14 protein-coding genes are annotated in these 16,940 nt (G+C 44.8%); 13 read left to right on the top strand and 1 reads right to left on the bottom strand.

Annotated elements, in window-relative coordinates:
- The first annotated feature begins 6 nt into the window (after positions 1–6).
- From opp4C to NSQ55_RS22445, 13 genes are all read left to right on the top strand, one after another.
- On the top strand, positions 7–885 hold the full coding sequence (gene opp4C, locus NSQ55_RS22505) for an oligopeptide ABC transporter permease (RefSeq protein WP_143761236.1): 879 nt from the start codon (positions 7–9) through the stop codon (positions 883–885).
- A 24-nt stretch (positions 886–909) separates the two neighbouring features.
- Complete coding sequence (locus NSQ55_RS22500; RefSeq protein ID WP_339169226.1) at positions 910–2,064, top strand: M20/M25/M40 family metallo-hydrolase; 1,155 nt, start codon at positions 910–912, stop codon at positions 2,062–2,064.
- Between the two features lie 19 nt (positions 2,065–2,083).
- Positions 2,084–3,712, top strand: coding sequence for an ABC transporter substrate-binding protein (locus tag NSQ55_RS22495; protein ID WP_339169224.1), 1,629 nt, complete (start codon positions 2,084–2,086; stop codon positions 3,710–3,712).
- A 15-nt stretch (positions 3,713–3,727) separates the two neighbouring features.
- Positions 3,728–5,149 (top strand): amidase, encoded by a 1,422-nt coding sequence (locus NSQ55_RS22490; RefSeq protein ID WP_339169223.1) that lies wholly within the window; start codon positions 3,728–3,730, stop codon positions 5,147–5,149.
- A 337-nt stretch (positions 5,150–5,486) separates the two neighbouring features.
- A complete protein-coding gene (locus NSQ55_RS22485) occupies positions 5,487–7,409 on the top strand; it encodes a BglG family transcription antiterminator (protein WP_076191835.1) in 1,923 nt (640 codons plus the stop codon).
- 27 nt (positions 7,410–7,436) lie between these two features.
- Positions 7,437–7,775, top strand: a complete 339-nt coding sequence (locus tag NSQ55_RS22480; RefSeq protein WP_038572728.1) for a PTS lactose/cellobiose transporter subunit IIA — start codon at positions 7,437–7,439, stop codon at positions 7,773–7,775.
- A 1-nt stretch (position 7,776) separates the two neighbouring features.
- A complete protein-coding gene (locus NSQ55_RS22475; RefSeq protein ID WP_036683292.1) occupies positions 7,777–8,082 on the top strand; it encodes a PTS sugar transporter subunit IIB in 306 nt (101 codons plus the stop codon).
- A 3-nt stretch (positions 8,083–8,085) separates the two neighbouring features.
- Positions 8,086–9,384, top strand: coding sequence for a PTS transporter subunit EIIC (locus NSQ55_RS22470; RefSeq protein WP_076302552.1), 1,299 nt, complete (start codon positions 8,086–8,088; stop codon positions 9,382–9,384).
- Positions 9,385–9,402: 18 nt separating this feature from the next.
- The gene (ascB, locus tag NSQ55_RS22465; protein ID WP_339169220.1) at positions 9,403–10,863 is read left to right on the top strand and encodes a 6-phospho-beta-glucosidase; all 1,461 of its coding nucleotides are present in this window, start codon (positions 9,403–9,405) and stop codon (positions 10,861–10,863) included.
- Between the two features lie 230 nt (positions 10,864–11,093).
- Positions 11,094–12,290, top strand: coding sequence for a sensor histidine kinase (locus tag NSQ55_RS22460; protein WP_339169218.1), 1,197 nt, complete (start codon positions 11,094–11,096; stop codon positions 12,288–12,290).
- On the top strand, positions 12,287–12,940 hold the full coding sequence (locus NSQ55_RS22455; protein ID WP_339169216.1) for a response regulator transcription factor: 654 nt from the start codon (positions 12,287–12,289) through the stop codon (positions 12,938–12,940). The genes NSQ55_RS22460 and NSQ55_RS22455 overlap by 4 nt, the downstream gene beginning before the upstream one ends.
- Positions 12,941–13,102: 162 nt before the next feature.
- Complete coding sequence (locus NSQ55_RS22450) at positions 13,103–15,325, top strand: MMPL family transporter (RefSeq protein WP_339169214.1); 2,223 nt, start codon at positions 13,103–13,105, stop codon at positions 15,323–15,325.
- Between the two features lie 37 nt (positions 15,326–15,362).
- Entirely contained in the window at positions 15,363–16,052 is a 690-nt protein-coding gene (locus NSQ55_RS22445) for a glycosyltransferase family 2 protein (protein ID WP_339169213.1), read from the top strand.
- A 104-nt stretch (positions 16,053–16,156) separates the two neighbouring features.
- Here the strand turns inward: NSQ55_RS22445 and NSQ55_RS22440 are convergent, their stop codons facing one another.
- Complete coding sequence (locus tag NSQ55_RS22440; RefSeq protein ID WP_339169211.1) at positions 16,157–16,810, bottom strand: GntR family transcriptional regulator; 654 nt, start codon at positions 16,808–16,810, stop codon at positions 16,157–16,159.
- Positions 16,811–16,940: the final 130 nt, after the last annotated feature.

Below are 16,940 nucleotides of genomic sequence, written 5' to 3'. Positions count from 1 at the left end.
GGACATGTGGAAGAAGTAGCAAAAGTATCAATTAGTGTTCCTGACAATGTATTCCGGAATTCATTACGTATCTTTCGTAAACATCGCATGGCCGTGGTTGGATTTGGCTTTTTTGTAGTCATGGCGCTTATTGCTCTCCTCGCTCCATTCATAGCACCTTACAGCCAAAGTGCTTTAAGCACTAGTTTTAATGAAGGTCCGTCTATGGATCATTGGTTGGGTACGGACTCACTGGGGAGAGATGTGTTTAGCCGCTTAATCTACGCAACACGGGTCTCTCTATTAATTGGCGTCTGTTCTGTAGCTATTTTTGTAGTGGTTGGCACTATTGTGGGTTCGATAGCGGGTTTTCTTGGCGGCAAAGTAGATATGGTTATTATGAGAATTACAGATGTTTTCTTATCTTTCCCACAACTGATTATTATCCTTGTTACAGTAAGTATTCTTACCCCAAACATGGGCACGATCATTTTTGTCCTATCAGCGTTTTCTTGGGCAGGGGTAGCCAGAATCGCTAGAGGAAGTGTGCTTTCCCTGAAAGAAAGGGATTTTGTCAAGGCGGGAGTTGCTTTGGGATTAAGCCCTACGAGGATATTATTCCGGCATGTTATTCCGAACGCGCTGGGCCCTATTATTGTGAATGCGACTTTTGGTGTCGCTGGAGCGATCATGACAGAATCTGCTTTGAGTTTTCTGGGCATGGGAATACAACCACCCGCAGCCAGCTTGGGGAATATGCTCATGGATGCGCAATCGATTAGTGTTCTGCTGCATCAGCAATGGCTTTGGTTGCCGCCGGGCATTACTATATTGCTCACTGTGCTGGCTGTGAATTTTATAGGAGATGGGCTTAGAGATGCCCTTGATCCAAGAAATGCAAAATAAGAGATGTGAGAGGGAGAGATGGAGATGAGTCGTACTATTTTTAGTGTGAACGAGAAGCGTTTAATTGAAGACTTTTTTGAGATTTGCAAAGTTGATGCGCCTAGCCAATTTGAACAACCAATGGCTGATTATTTGATTGAGGCTTTGGGTCAGAAGGGTTTTACTTTTCAAATCGATGAGGCGCATAAAGAAATTGGTGGTGAATGCGGGAATCTTATCGCTTACTGGGAGGGCACGGATTCGTCCATTCCGCCGTTATTTTTCTCAGCTCATATGGATACTGTATGGTCGACAAAAGGATTGCAGCCTGTGATCAAGGACGGAGTTATCTATTCGGATGGCACAACCATCCTTGGCGCAGATGATCGTTGTGCTATAGCTGGTTATATTGAGGCTATTAATACCATACAAGAGAATGGAATATCTTGTGGTCCTATTGAGTTAATCCTAACTGTGAGCGAGCAGAGAGGTTTAAAAGGGGCACATGCTTTAGATATCACTAAAGTAATAAGCAAGGAAGGGTATATTTTTGACTGTAACGGTGATGTTGGACAAATTATCTTGCAGGGAGGTAACAGCACGCGGATACACTTTGATATCGAAACGGGTGAACCCCAATCCGGACATTTTGTACTAAATCCAGAGGCTGTTAATGCTTTGGTGATCGCAGCTGATGGCCTAAAGGCGATGAAGCTGGGCATTATCAATAGCGAAACGAATGCCAACATTGGAATTTTGCAAGGGGGTGATATGACGTCAATTGTTCCCGGAACTGTAGAAATGATAGGGGAAGTTCGTTCATTTAATAGAACGGATCTGTCAGAGCAACTGAAGCACATGAAAGAGGCGGTTGAACAGGTGGCAAAAAGTCACGGTGGTAACGCTAAAGTGTCAATAGATGACCGTTATGTAGGCTTCAAAATTGAAGAGGATGATTTTATTGCGAAAACGGCTATTACATCTGCGGTTCAAATAGGTGTTGTGCCTGATATCACCAGAACATTAGGTGGAGCAGATACCAATGCATTAAATGAGATTGGTTTAAAGTGCATTACCCTTGGGAATGGATTTCGCCAAATCCACACGTTCCAGGAGAACGTAAGTGTATCCAATGTCGTCAATACCGCCCGTCTTACGCTAGCTATTATTCAGAACTGGTATGAATCACAGAAAAAATGATTATTGTGGGGGACATCTAATGAAAAGAGCGAAAGTACTTATCGGTTTAACAATGGTCTTATTATTATCTGCTTGTGGTACTTCTGCCAATACACAAAATAGTGAAACTGGAACGAACACGAGTGGGGCTAAGTCAACGAGTGCTGGTTCAAAAATCATTACTGTTGGAATTACCAATACCATTGCCGGTGCTAATCCGATTAACTCAATGGATGATCCATTAATTGCCGATATTATCTTTCCTCCTCTTGTATTGCCTAATGAAGAGTTGTCATTTGATATGATGCTTGCAGAAGAGGTAAATACCACAGATCATCAAAACTTCACAGTGAACTTAAGGGAAAATGCCAAATGGACTGATGGTGAAGCATTGACTGCTGATGATGTGCTTTTTTCGGCCAAGTTAATAGCAGACCCAAATGTTATTGCAGCGTCCGGCCAAGGCTTTAATTTATTACAGGGTATGGACGACAAGGGGAAGTTAGAGGCCGGGGCCTCTATTGATCAAGCTGTTGAAAAATCGGATGATCATACCCTTATTTTTCATATGAAAAATGCTGTAGATACCAATTTATTTCTGGAGAAAATCGGGATCAATCTTCGGGCGGTACCGGAGCACATTTTGAAAGATGTGAATCCTGCAGAGGTTAACAAAGATCCATACATGATCAATCCAACGGTATCCTATGGTGCCTTCAGTCTTAAGGAGAATGCAAAGGATCAATATTTTGAACTGGCGGCCAATCCGGATTATTTCCTGGGTGCACCCAAAATCGATTCGCTGTTCATAAAAATATTACCTTCCGCCAATATTGTGGCCCAGCTCAAGAGCGGTGAACTGAATATGAATTACCCAAGCAAAGGGAATATAGCTCCTGAAGATTATGCAACTGTCGAAGCGATGGATAACGTGCGTGTTGTCACTGGTAAACCTTTGAGCATTCAGTCTTTATTCATGAATACCAAAAGAATTTCAGATGCCCGCGTTCGTCAAGCTATTGTGCTGGCATTTAATAGAGAACTGATTACGAAGAATCTGCTGCGTGGTTATGGCAAAGTTATTGATGCTCCATACACTTCAATTCATCCTTACTTTGACAGCGGTTTGACACTAACACCTTATGATCCTGATAAGGCTAAACAGCTCTTGCAAGAGGCGAACTATGATTTTAGTCAAACATTATCACTAGTTGTGCCTACCGGAAATAAAGTGAGAGAACAAGCTGCCGACATTTTGGCTGAGAACTTAAAGGATATTGGTGTAAAGGTCAAAGTGGATAAATTTGATTTTGTAACGGCTGCTAACAAAGCCAGCGTAGAGCATGATTTTGATCTTGCGATGTTCGGCTCAACGATTACAATCGATCCGGATATCAGTGGTACTTACGCTTCTGGTGCGCTCTACAATTTTGGTGAGTACAGTAATCCTGAAATAGATGACCTATTGAGAAAAGGTGCTGCTGAGACGGACTCGGCTAAGCGTAAAGAGATTTATTATACAATCCAACAGATTCTTGTCCGGGATATGCCTAGTGTAACCATTTATGAACAGAACACATTTAATGCTGTTTCTAAAAATGTGCTCGTGGGAGAACCGAAGGCCATTGGCATGATGAATAATGTGAATGAATGGGATATTGCTGAATAAAAGGAGGATGAATAAATGATACGCTGGAATATAAAAGACCTGCATAACGGATATCTAAATAAAGAAATCTCCCCTGTTGAAATTACTAAGCAATATCTGAAATATGCTGAAGAAATTAATCCTGAAATGAATGCCTATATAACTATTGCTGCGGAAGAGGCGCTTAGCACAGCCAAAAGCTTGGAAAAATTATTGATGAGTGGTGGAAAGATTGGAAGCTTATTCGGAGTTCCGGTCTCTATTAAAGATAATATTGATACACATGGAATTCGAACGACAGCGGGCTCGAAAATTGAACAGGATCGAATTCCTGAGCGTGATTCTATTGCCTTCAGCCGCCTCCGCAAAGAAGAAGTGGTACTCATCGGGAAAAACAACATGCATGAGTTTGCATTTGGGGTTACCTCGGAGAATCCTCATTATGGAACCGTTAAAAATCCATGGAATAAAGAACATGTAGCTGGAGGCTCCAGCGGCGGTTCGGCAGCTGCTGTGGCAGCGGGATTATCAGTTGTATCTGTAGGTTCGGACACTGGGGGATCTGTCAGAGGACCTTCCGCTTCTAATGGCGTTGTTGGCTTGAAACCTACCAGAAACCTTATTCCGCCACAAGGGACAAAACATATTTCATGGACGCTTGATCATGTTGGACCTATTGCAGCTAATATGACGGACATGGCTATTGTAACAGGCGTGCTCTCGGATGTTAAGAACTTGTCCGACCAGCTGATTGAAGATCTTCGAGGTGTAAAAGTAGGGGTTCCAACTTCCTTTTTTAATGAACAATTGGATGCTGAGCTTTATAACTTTTATACCACAGCCATCTCCCAATTCGAAAGTTTAGGTTGTGACATTGTTGAAGTTGAACTTCCAGATATCTCTGACTTTTTTGATCTTACACTAGCTATTGCCATCTCTGAGGCGGGACATATTTTTAAGCAAGTTATGTCGAATAAATCTCAAATTGCACTATTGGGAGAAGATCTAAAAGTCTATATCGAGCAAATGGGGAGTTTTCCTGCTTATCAGTATATTGGGTCCATGTTTAGACGGGATGAGTATCTTGCTGCTTTTAATGAAATGTTCGAATCTATTGATCTGCTGATCACGCCGACATTGCCAAAAACGCCTCAGAAAATTGGGGTTAAAGAAGTGCTTATTGATTCAAAAATAGAAGATATATTTCATTGTATGAATAGGTTCACCGCTGTTTTTAACATTGTCGGTTACCCGGCCCTAGCTTTGCCATGTGGCATAACAACTAAGAACCTTCCTGCCAGTGTGCAACTTATTGCAGCTCCCAATCAGGAGGGCATGCTGATGAAAGCCGGTTATACGTATGAACAAAACTTTCTTCATGAATTTTACAAGACACGTGATGCAATATGTCTAAAGACAGGGGACCTTTCCCTGAGTTTGGGGGATATTAGCAAATAAGCAATATGAGAATTTTCCTTATCTTATATCAATTCTTCCATCAAAATCCCAAGGTCAGTTACACTGACCTTGGGATTTTTGATTCTTTCACATCACATCTATAGAGGATGAACTCAAATTAATCGGCACTCTCCCCTTTGTTGTATATTTCCTCCTGATTTGTGGCCACAAATAATGTATGCTAAGAATTTAATCCGTTATTTACCTATCCGTCAGTTTCTGCCGTTCCAAACAGCAGAATACAAACTGTTCAGAAGATAACGCTTCCACGTATGATGTATTCATAACCAGCTGAGTGCTTCATCCGATACTAGTATCACAAATGAGGGAATTTAAGGTGAGAGAATATACGATTGTTAATATTTTATATACCCGCAAGAGTCCTGTGCGCATGAGTGAGCTGATTGCCGAAGTGGGGTTGTCCGAACGGACTCTCCGTGACGTGATCCGTGCACTCGACAAAACAGGAGAGGCGAATGGTTTCGGTATCCGTATGATCCGCGGCCAGGGTTATCTACTGGAGATTGGCGATGAAGCCAAATTCAGTAGCTACCAGGAAAAAGGAATGCTGCAGCTGGATCAGGTGGATCTCGATAATAAGCAATCACGCCAGCAGTATTTACTATTCTATCTCTTGCAGAACGATAGCTATCAGTCTATGGATAACATGGCGGAAGAAATCGGCGTTAGCCGTTCTACTATTATTTCCGATCTGAAGGAAGTAGAGCAGCGACTTGCCGCTTTCCGGCTTAGCTTGAAACGTCGGGCTCATTATGGCATGAAAATCGAGGGGGAAGAGCAAGACTTCCGTAAAGCCTTTTCTTACTTTATCTTGCAATCGGGTCATACGCTGCAGCATACGGAGGATTTTCATGCTTTTAGTCAGGACTTTGATGCTGAGCAGCTTAAGGGATTTCTACTGCAAATCCTCAAGGAAAAAGAACTGAAGATCTCGGATGTGTTTCTGGATAATATCTTGACCCATCTGTTCATTCTTCTTTACAGAGTTTCCAAGCACAATTTCATTGTGGCTGGACAAGCCTTGCAGGGAACACCTGAGCCGCTGTATCAGGATATTGCCGGGAGTATTGCAGATTTCATCTCCTCTCAATACCAGATTAAGCTTCCGGCGGATGAGATTGATTATTTGGCGCTGCACATTTCTGGCAAGACCATTATGGAACGGATGTCGGAAGAGACCAAATCGCATCTGCGGGAGGGAATCACGGCTATTCTGGAGCGCTTGGACCGCGAGTTCCTTACTGGATTCACTCAAGATCAAGAGCTGCGCGAAGCACTGCTATTGCATATGTTCCCGCTGCTGAACCGGTTGTATTACAATCTTCAGCTCGGCAACCCATTGGTGGAGGATGTTTACAGCCAGTATGCCAATGTGTTCGTCATTTCCTTCCGCTTCGCTGAGATTGTAGAGGAGCAGTACGGGTTTCGGATGTCGCGGGATGAGGCAGGGTATGTCGCGTTGCATTTTGCCACCCATCTGGAACGGATGCAGCAGCGCAATCTGGAGAAGTTCAAGCGGATTGCCGTGATCTGCTCGACGGGAGGGGGCAGTGCTCAGTTAATCCGGCTGAAGCTGGAAGCGGTATTCCCCAAAGCGTCGGTGATCACAGCCTCCATCACGGAGGTGGAGGAGATCAGCAGCAAGCCTGTGGATCTGATTCTCTCTACTGTACCGCTGGCAACAGAGATTAAGGAAAAACCGGTGATCCATATCAAACAGCTGCTGGATGATCAAGAGATTCAGCGGATCAAAGAAATATTGTCTTTGCAGATTAATCGTACAGAACCGTCCTACAAGCTGATGGATTTCAAGGATTTGTTCCGCAGGGAGCTGTTCCATCTGTCTGGTTCGGACGAAGATTACATGGAGCTGTTAAAGCAGCGCTGCCGGGAGATCGTGGGCAATCATTATGCAGCTGACGATTTCCCTGAACAAGTGCTGCTCAGAGAGCAGAAATTCACCACCATTTACAAAAATGGGGTGGCCGGCCCGCATCCGATGCGGATGAGCGCGATCCGCGACTGTATCAGTGTAACCGTGTTGAAGAAACCGCTGATCTATGAGGGGAAGCCGGTCCAATTGATTTTTCTGATCAATCTGGGTCCGGGGCAGTTGTTCCTGCACAAAGAGATCAGCAAGCTGCTACTGGTTCTAATGGAGAAGGAAGACAGCCGTAACCGGCTGCTAAACACGAATAGTTATGAGCAATTTATGAATGAGATAGAGAACCTACTATAAAAAATGACGATACGGAGTGGAGAACCCATGGATTATGAACAAACGATTATGCAGATTATTGCCAGCAGCGGAGAGGCAAGAAGCCTTAGCCTAAAAGCGGTAAGAACCGCGCGCGCCGGAAACCTGGAAGAAGCGGGCGAGATGATTAAGAACGCCAAGACCAGCTTGACCAAAGCACATAAAGTACAAACGGGGCTGATCCAGGCTGAAGGCCGGGGCGAAAAGACAGAAATTACGCTGCTGATGATTCACGCGCAGGATCATTTGATGAATGCCCTGACGGTTAGAGAACTGGCTGTGGAACTGATCGAAGAAATCAAAGAACGCAAGGCGCTCGAACTAGAATTGAAAGGATCGGTGAACTAAGATGAAAAAAATATTGCTCGCCTGTGCAGGCGGATTCTCGACCAGTATGTTAGTGGAACGGATGAAAGAATCGGCACGGACACAAGGGGTTGAAGTGGTTATTGATGCGGTGGCGGAGAGTGACATTGCCGATCAAAAGCCTTTTGACATCATTATGCTTGGACCACAAATGGGACACGCCGAAGGCGATCTGGCCGCAGAATATCCGAACATTCCAGTAACTACGATCGATATGATGGACTATGGCATGATGGATGGGGACAAGGTGCTGGCTACAGCACTTGAACTGATGGAGAAGGGGGCTTAAGTCATGGCAGGCGGCGCAGAATGGAGAGCCAAGATCCAGAAAGTCAGCACGAAAATCCAAAAAAACACCTATATCAGCGCTATTTCCAACGGTCTGATGGCCTTGATGCCAATTTTGATTCTGGGCGCTATTTTTTCCCTGATTAATGCACTCAAGCTTGATCCTTATCAGAATTTCCTGGAAAGCACTGGACTCAAAACTTATACTTCGATTCCGGCAACCGTAACCACTGATTTGATCGCACTCTACGCGGTGTTCTCCATCGCTTACAATTTCGCTACCCAACATAAGCAGCAAGGTTTTTCGGCAGGGATTTTGGCACTGATGAGTTTCTTGCTAGTTACACCAAAAGGACTGCTGGATGACGGTGTGACCAAAGCATTTGGTTACTCCTGGTTGGGCGCCAAAGGATTGTTCGTGGCAATCATCCTGGCACTGCTGGTAGGTAAGATCTATACCTTTGTATTGGAAAAGAAATTCTATATCAAAATGCCGAAGGGTGTTCCGCCCACGGTTGAGAAATCTTTTGCCGCGCTTACGCCTGGTTTTATCGTAGCGGTTCTGATGCTGGTGCTGACGGCGATTTTCGCCGCAACGAAATATGGCAATATGCACGAGTTTGTCTTCTCGATCATCCAACTGCCACTGACTAGTCTGGGGGGTACCTGGTGGGCGATGCTGATCTGCATCTTCGTAATTCACCTGCTGTGGTTCTTTGGAGTTCACGGCACCTTGGTAGTCTATTCCGTTGTCGGCCCGATTTGGGTGGCTTTAGGACTTGAGAATCTGGACGCTTACCAAAGAGGTGTAGAAGGTACGCATATCATTGGTTCACCGTTCTTCCCGGTTTATGTACTGATCGGTGGTGCGGGGGCAACGTTAGGTCTCATTATTGCGATGTTGTTCGCCAAATCTACACGTTATAAGACACTTGGTAAACTGGCAATTATTCCAAGTCTGATCGGTGTCAATGAGCCGGTGATTTTCGGGATGCCATTGGTGCTGAATGTTCGGTTTATGATTCCGTTTATCCTGACTCCGCTGGTGAGTAGTGGTCTGGCGATTCTTCTGACGACTCTGGGTATCCTTCCTGTGCTGCACGGGATTCAGGTGCCGCTGGGCATTCCGGTGCTGGTCAATGGCTGGATGAACGGGGGCTGGCGCGTAAGTGCGTTCCAGCTGGTTATGATTGGTGCAAGCTTCATGATCTACTATCCATTCTTTAAAAAAGCCGATGCCGAAGCGCTGGAGCAAGAACAGCAGGCTGAAGCTAAAGCGGTAGCAACCGCTGCCGCCAATTAATAAAAGGAGGCTCAACCGATGACTTATCCATTTCCGGAAAACTTCCTGTGGGGCGGTGCGGTAGCCGCCAATCAGGTCGAAGGCGCGTATGATGAGGGCGGGAAGGGTTTGTCCACTGCTGATGTAGTCAAATATTGTCCTCCTAAGGAACGGCAGAGCCTGGAACAGCTATTGTCCATGTCCGGTCCACAGCTAGAAGAGGCCATACAGGATGATAATCAGGGGAATTACCCCAAACGCAGAGGGATTGATTTCTACCACCGCTACAAAGAAGATATCGCCTTGTTCGCTGAGATGGGTTTTAAGGTATTCCGTATGTCCATCTCCTGGCCACGTATTTATCCGAATGGCGATGAGCAGGTACCTAACGAGGCAGGACTGCGATTCTACGACGATGTTTTTGATGAGTTGCGCAAATATAATATCGAGCCGCTGGTCACCATTTCCCATTATGAAATGCCGGTGCACCAAGTCACCAAATACAACGGCTGGGAATCCAGAGAACTGGTTGAACTGTTCGTCCGTTATGCGGAGACTGTGTTCACCCGTTACCGGGATAAGGTGAAGTATTGGCTGACTTTCAACGAAATCAACTGTACGCTCAAAGCGCCGTTTCTGGGCGCAGGGATTATTCTGGATGGCAAGTCAAATGAGAAGCAGGTTGCTTTTCAGGCTTTGCATCACCAGTTCGTAGCCAGTGCGCTTGCGATTAAGCGGGGCCGGGAGATCAATCCGCAGTTCCAGATCGGCTGCATGCTGGCCCGCAAGCTGCTTTACCCATATTCCTGTCATCCCGGTGATGTACTGAAAGCGCAAGCGGAGAACCAAATGGCAATGTTCTGCTCCGATGTTCAGATTAGAGGCTATTATCCTTCTTATATCCGCCGGCATTTGGAGCAGCATGGAGTGACAATAACCATGTTGCCGGGAGACGAAGCTTTGCTGCGGGACAATCTTGTGGATTTTCTTTCCTTTAGTTATTACATGTCCTCAGTAGTCAGTGTAGATGAGAGTATCACGGCCACCACGGAAGGTAACCTGTCCTCAGGGCTGAAGAATCCCTTCCTGAAAACTTCCGATTGGGGCTGGCAGATCGATCCAAAGGGGCTGCGGTTTGTGCTCAAGGAGATGCATGACCGCTACCAGCTTCCTTTGTTCGTAGTAGAGAATGGTCTGGGTGCTGCAGATGTGCTCGAACTGGATGGCACGATCCGTGATCCATACCGGATAGAGTATCTGGCCCAGCATATTGAGCAGATGGCGGAAGCCATTGCCGATGGCGTGGAGCTGATGGGCTACACCAGCTGGGGCTGTATTGATCTGATCTCGGCTTCCACCTCGGAGATGCGCAAGCGGTACGGCTTCATTTATGTTGATCAGGATGATGCAGGCAATGGAACGCTGCTGCGTCTGCGTAAGGACAGCTTTTACTGGTACAAAAAGGTCATAACCTCTAACGGTGCAGATTTAAGCTATTAGTGCGGGGTTATAGTTCTTGTTCATTTTTTACGAAAACCTTGAGAAATCAAGGTTTTTTTGTTTTTTTAATAGGGAATAGAGATCGTGTGTGCTTCTTCTTATAACGAAGTTTTATCCGGGAAGGCACTACAAGACAAGGCGATCTCGATTGCCCAAACGTACATGTACTTTCGTACATTACCAACATGTAGGTTAAATCTTTATAATAGAGGAGAAGGAGGGTCAGCCAAGTGAAAGAAAAAAAAGCCGGACTATTGTTCATCGATGAATTGTTTGCGTCCAGATTGCCGCTTTTGATCTGGGTATCCATTGTATATATTGGCACTATATTGCTGCAGTTTCTTAAGGACCCTCAAATATTATCCAGTTCGATATTTACAGGCTTATTCACGGTCCATATTCTGCTGCACTGGAACTCCTATCGAATCACTAATAAGCAATTTTGGTTTTATTTTTCGGCACAAGCAATTTTAATTTACCTTTGTGCGATTTTGATGCCACAGGGGTATCAAGCAGTATTGATGGGATTGCTTCCGGTTCTGATTGCCCAAAGCCTTGGTTTTTCATTTCGGATAAAAAGAATCGTTTTTGTTGCCCTTATTAGTATAATTTTGTTTTTTGATTCGTCGCTCACCGTGGGCGATACCGATGAATTGATCGTATTTATGCCATTATTTGTTCTGATGCTTGTGATCGTTTTAGCGTATACATTATTGTTTTTTCAACAGGTTCGCGAGCGTCTCAGAATTCAGAATTTTTTGCATGATCTAAAAGAGGCCCATAAAAAGGTAGAGGAGCTGACATTGGCAAATGAACGCCAGCGAATGGCTCGGGATCTGCATGATACATTGGCGCAGGGAGTGGCCGGATTAATTATGCAGCTCGAAGCCGCCGATGCTCATATGACCAAGGGCAACACAGAGCGCTCTCAAGAAATTGTCAGACAGTCTATGAAGCAGGCTCGCACAACCTTAGCTGAAGCTCGTAAAGCAATTGACAATTTGCGGGCAAAATCAGCTTCAGAGATTGATTTTAGGGAAGCGGTCGATTATGAAACACAGCATTTTGGTGAAGCTACAGGTATCGTTGTAACCATGGATTTTAAGCTTACCAGACGTTTGTCTAGAGTAATGATGGAACATAGTTTGCACATTATAAAAGAAGGTCTGACCAATATCGCCCGTCATGCCCGGGCTGAGAAGGTGTGGATCACCCTGTCCGATCAAAATGAGCGGCTTTTTATAGAAATCAGAGACAATGGTTTGGGATTTAACACAGACGCCATCGGCAAGGATGCCGGACATTACGGTTTACTCGGGATTCAGGAGCGGGTAAGGCTGATTGGAGGAGAATTGAAAGTGCATAGCAGTTCGGCTGGAACAAGCATTCAGGTTGAGACATCATTTAGTGAGGGAGACCCTACATGACGCAAGTGAAAATTCTGATCGTAGATGATCATTTTGTTGTTCGGGAAGGCTTGAAGCTGATCCTGGAGACGGATGAACAGTTTCAAATTGTTGGAGAAGCGGTAAATGGGCAGGAAGCTATAACCCTTATAGATGAAGTGCGACCGGATGTGATCCTGATGGATTTGAATATGCCGGTCATGAGCGGACTGGAAGCCATGAAGGTATTGAGGGAGAAGAACAACTCCGTACCAGTTATTATTTTGACGACTTATAACGAAGATGAATTAATGATTAATGGACTGGCCTTGGGTGCGAGAGGTTACTTATTAAAGGATACGAACCGGGAAAATTTGTTCAGGAATATTGAATCGGCGATGAGAGGAGAAACCTTGCTCTCAGCAGAAATCATGGAGAGAGTGATTTCTGCTCGCGAGCAGCAGAGGGCTTCGGCTCCGATTCATAAAGAAGTATCCTTGTTATCCGATAAAGAAACTCAAATTCTGCAAAGTGTAGCGCAGGGCTTCAAAAGTAAAGAAATCGCCTTTGATTTGGGAATCTCAGAACGTACTGTAAAAGCTCATCTGACGAATGTTTACAACAAGCTAGGGGTAGATTCGCGATCGCAGGCAGTGGCGGCCGCTTTGGAACGCGGGATTTTACATATGTAATTTTGAACATGCGAAAGAAATCTTTCGCGTGTTTTTTTGTGGACTAATGGGCTGCCCGAAAGGGCAGAGCGTGTCCGCCCCTTTGGACGATGTTAGCAAGACTTCTCTTCTATAAGATAAAGACATAGAGAAAAACATTAGTATAGGGGAGACGATACTGAAATGGCCAAATTATTGTACCGGCTTGGGTTCTGGTCGGCGAGCAACCGCATTAAAGTCATTCTAGGAAGCATTGCCATCCTGCTGATCTCAGCAATCGTAGCTCTTTCGATGGGGCCTAAGCTTCATGAGGGAACTACTATCCCTGGACTGGAGTCCATAAAAACGATGGAACAGATGTATCAGGAATTTCCCTCCATGGTGGATAACAGCGGCAAAATTCAGTTGGTGATGAAATCACTAACGGATGAAACCTTATCCTCAGACACAACTAAGCAATTAATTGGTGCACAGTTAGAGGAAGTGGCTAAGGATCCGGCGGTCACAGCAGTAGTAAGTCCTTATGACAATCATTCGGTAAGTGCAGATGGCAAAATTGGCTATGCCACCATCTCATACAATACTCCAGGTAGTGATGTTACAGAAACATCAAAGGAACGTGTGCTTGATGTGGCAGGTGTTTTGCGTGATGCCGGCCTTCAGGCCGAATTAACGGGCTCTGGTTATGTGAAAATGGAGATCGGCGGCGTTACAGAAGGGATAGGTGTGCTCATTGCGCTTCTTGTTCTCACCGTTGCTTTTGGATCCGTTCTGACGGGGATCTTACCGATTCTTACGGCAGTCATTGGCCTTGGTACCGGTGTGATGTTGATCATCATCGGCTCGAATTTCTTCGACACCCCTTCTTTTGCTCTATCCCTGGCTAGCATGATTGGTCTGGCAGTGGGGATCGATTACGCGTTGTTTATTATCTCAAGATATCGGCAACAGCTTGCCGAAGGTTATGAGAGAAAAGAAGCAATTGCGATTGCGAACGGCACGGCAGGGAGTGCGGTTGTCTTTGCAGGCATAACGGTTATTATCGGTCTTACGGGAATGTCGGTGATTGGTATTCCTTTTCTTACCGCAATGGGTTTAGCCGCTGCGCTTTGCATTTTCGTGGCTGTTCTCATCGCTATTTTTATGGTTCCTGCTATCCTCGAAGCGATGGGAGGCTTAATCAAAGCCAAATCGAAAAAAAGTTCCAAAGGTTCAATCCGCAACAAAAAGAACGAGACTCGAGGTAATTTATGGGGGAGTTTTGTTACCGGGCGCCCATGGTTGGCTGTGATCCTTGGTGTAGCATTGCTGGGCACTATTGCAATACCTTTCTTCAACATGGAGACAGGCACCATGGATGATGCGCAAAAATCGCCGGAATTAACTGAGCGGCGGGCATATGATCTGATGACAGAGGCATACGGTGTTGGGTATCATAGTCCGCTCGTTATCCTAGCCGAAACTGATGGTGGACAAGATGCTGCAGCCAATCTGTCTGGGGCGCTGGAACAACTTAAAACCTATCCTAACATTGGTACGATTGCTTCTGCTGTTCCTGGTCCTTCCGGAAAGATTTCTTTGATTCATGTGATTCCGGCTACCGGTCCTGCAGATAATAAAACGGTAGATCTGGTTAAACAAATTCGCAGTCAAGCAGCAGAAATCGAGAGTCAAAATCATGTGAAACTGAAAGTAACCGGGAGCACAGCCGTAAATATCGATATCTCTCAGAAGCTGAACGAGGCGCTGCCTGAATTCTGTATCATCATCGTTGGCTTGGCTTTTGTTCTTCTAGTGATGGTATTCCGGTCCATCCTGGTTCCCATCAAAGCGGTCCTGGGATTTATTCTTTCTTTGGGGGCTACATTAGGCTTCATTACCTTCGTCATACAGGATGGACATTTGCAAAATGTGTTCCATTTTAATGGGCAAGCTCCCATACTCAATTTTCTCCCAATCATGGTCGTCGGCATTTTGTTCGGACTTGCCATGGACTACGAAGTTTTCCTCGTCAGTAGAATGCGAGAAGAATTTAAGAAAAGCGGGGATGCCAAAAAGTCCGTTCTGGCCGGTATCCGTCACAGCGGCGGGGTAGTTACAGCTGCAGGACTGATCATGATCTCTGTTTTCACGGGATTCATGCTGGCAGAAGATCCGAACATCAGGGTGATGAGCTTTGCACTTCTCTTTGGGGTTTTGTTCGATGCTTTTGTTGTCCGGATGCTCATCGTTCCCGGTGTAATGACTTTGCTGGGAAAATCAGCGTGGTATTTGCCGAAGTGGCTCGATCGCTTGCTTCCTAACCTGGATGTAGAAGGTGAGGAAGTGATGAAGGCGGTTGAGAAAAAACAATTAAGACTAGTGAGGGATCCTAAAACCAACCTCTCTACTGAACTCCTAAAATAAGTGGATAGTGAGGTGTTGCTCGATGACTCACCTTTCCGTGGTCGTACCTATTTATAATGAAGAGGAAAATATATACGATCTTTACTTAAGTATTACTGAAGCATTAAGAGGGAGAATTGAGCATTACGAAATCGTACTGGTGAATGATGGAAGTAGGGATCGTAGTGCCGTGCTGTTAAATGAAATCGCACAGATGGATCAAGCGGTAAAGGTCATTCATTTTGAAAAAAACTACGGGCAAACGGCAGCCATTTGGGCGGGGATAAAAAATTCCCAGGGCGAACTGATCGCCCTTATGGATGCAGCGCTACAGACAGATCCACGGAACATCTTTAGATTAATGCCTTTCATCAAGAAAAGAGATTTTGTAAATGGAAAATGGGCAGATCATAAAGATACGTGGTTTAAGAAAGTTTCTTCAGGTTTCGCGAAAAAAATCCGTAATTGGATTATTGGAGGTTCAATTTATGATATAGGCTGTCCTATGAAGCTCTTCAAAAGGGAGGTAGCTGACAGTTTCTATTTATATAATGGAATGCACCGCTTTTTGCCCACGGTGGCTAAGATGAACGGCTTTTCAGTTATTGAAGTTACGGTAACCCATCAAGCGAGGAAACACGGAAACTCTAAATATGGGGAAATCAATCGTGGCGGTATGGGTTTCATGGATGCCATATTGATTGGCTGGCTCAAAAAGAGAGTCATTCTGTATCGGATTAAGAGATAATTGGATTTAGAGAACGTTAATGTAAATTGAACGAGAGACATCACGGAGAATTCCATACGATGTCTCTTTGTTTGTTTTAAGGCAGTAAGCCGCTTTTTAGCTGACTATGTCTTTAAATATTCCGAGAAATTCTCCTGAAAATCCAGTGAATGAATATCTTCCCGGAGATGGTGGTGGATTAGCGGGCCGATTTTGGCGGTTTCTTTTTGCACCATAAGCTCAAGAATGGATTGGTGTTCGTTCCAGATTTCTTCCAGCTTGTCGGTCTTAAGCATGTGCAGTCTGCGGTACCTGAGATAATGTACATTCGACTGCTGGATCAGAGTCCACAGATACTCACGTCCAGCAAGCCTGTACAAGGCCCGGTGAAACTCGTCGTCTAAATTAAGGAAAGAATCTACAGCATTCTCCTGCCCGATGATCTCTTTCTGTTTCTTAAGAATTTCTTTAAGCTCGTGCACTCCTGGTAGTAAAAGCTGTGCAGAAAGATCCTTGAGGATCTCCTTTTCCAGTGTGCAACGCAAGTATGTGATTTGTTCAACAGATTCAAGATCAATAAAGGAGACAATATTACCTTTTTTCGGATAGATATCGGTATAAGATTCCAGTGCAAGCTGTTTGAGAACATCACGCAACGGCGTACGTGAAATCTGAAACCGCTCAGACAAGGCTGTTTCACTCAGAATGGTGCCTGGATTTAACGCCAGCGTGAGGATTTCTTGCTTCAGTGTGTTTAGAATTTCAGCTTTAATTGACATTTCTGTTCCTGCTTTCAATTGTTAATGACAGATACAGTACTAGTATACATGATAAGTTCTTTCATTAAAATCATTGGGATGAAAATAGGGTGGATATTCCTTGATTTCAGGATAAAATTCCTGATCAAAT

This window comes from Paenibacillus sp. FSL H7-0943, assembly GCF_037963265.1.
GTDB lineage: Bacteria > Bacillota > Bacilli > Paenibacillales > Paenibacillaceae > Paenibacillus_AQ > Paenibacillus_AQ odorifer.
Note: the sequence above shows the minus strand (reverse complement) of the source record. Positions and strands in the feature narration are given on the sequence as shown.

Bases quoted from the DNA above. Each gene is read 5' to 3' on its own strand.
- NSQ55_RS22500 (WP_339169226.1), top strand. From the start codon at position 910: ATGAGTCGTACTATTTTTAGTGTGAACGAGAAGCGTTTAATTGAAGAC.
- NSQ55_RS22495 (WP_339169224.1), top strand. From the start codon at position 2,084: ATGAAAAGAGCGAAAGTACTTATCGGTTTAACAATGGTCTTATTATTA.
- NSQ55_RS22490 (WP_339169223.1), top strand. From the start codon at position 3,728: ATGATACGCTGGAATATAAAAGACCTGCATAACGGATATCTAAATAAA.
- NSQ55_RS22480 (WP_038572728.1), top strand. From the start codon at position 7,437: ATGGATTATGAACAAACGATTATGCAGATTATTGCCAGCAGCGGAGAG.
- NSQ55_RS22475 (WP_036683292.1), top strand. From the start codon at position 7,777: ATGAAAAAAATATTGCTCGCCTGTGCAGGCGGATTCTCGACCAGTATG.
- NSQ55_RS22470 (WP_076302552.1), top strand. From the start codon at position 8,086: ATGGCAGGCGGCGCAGAATGGAGAGCCAAGATCCAGAAAGTCAGCACG.
- ascB (WP_339169220.1), top strand. From the start codon at position 9,403: ATGACTTATCCATTTCCGGAAAACTTCCTGTGGGGCGGTGCGGTAGCC.
- NSQ55_RS22455 (WP_339169216.1), top strand. From the start codon at position 12,287: ATGACGCAAGTGAAAATTCTGATCGTAGATGATCATTTTGTTGTTCGG.
- NSQ55_RS22450 (WP_339169214.1), top strand. From the start codon at position 13,103: ATGGCCAAATTATTGTACCGGCTTGGGTTCTGGTCGGCGAGCAACCGC.
- NSQ55_RS22440 (WP_339169211.1), bottom strand. From the start codon at position 16,810: ATGTCAATTAAAGCTGAAATTCTAAACACACTGAAGCAAGAAATCCTC.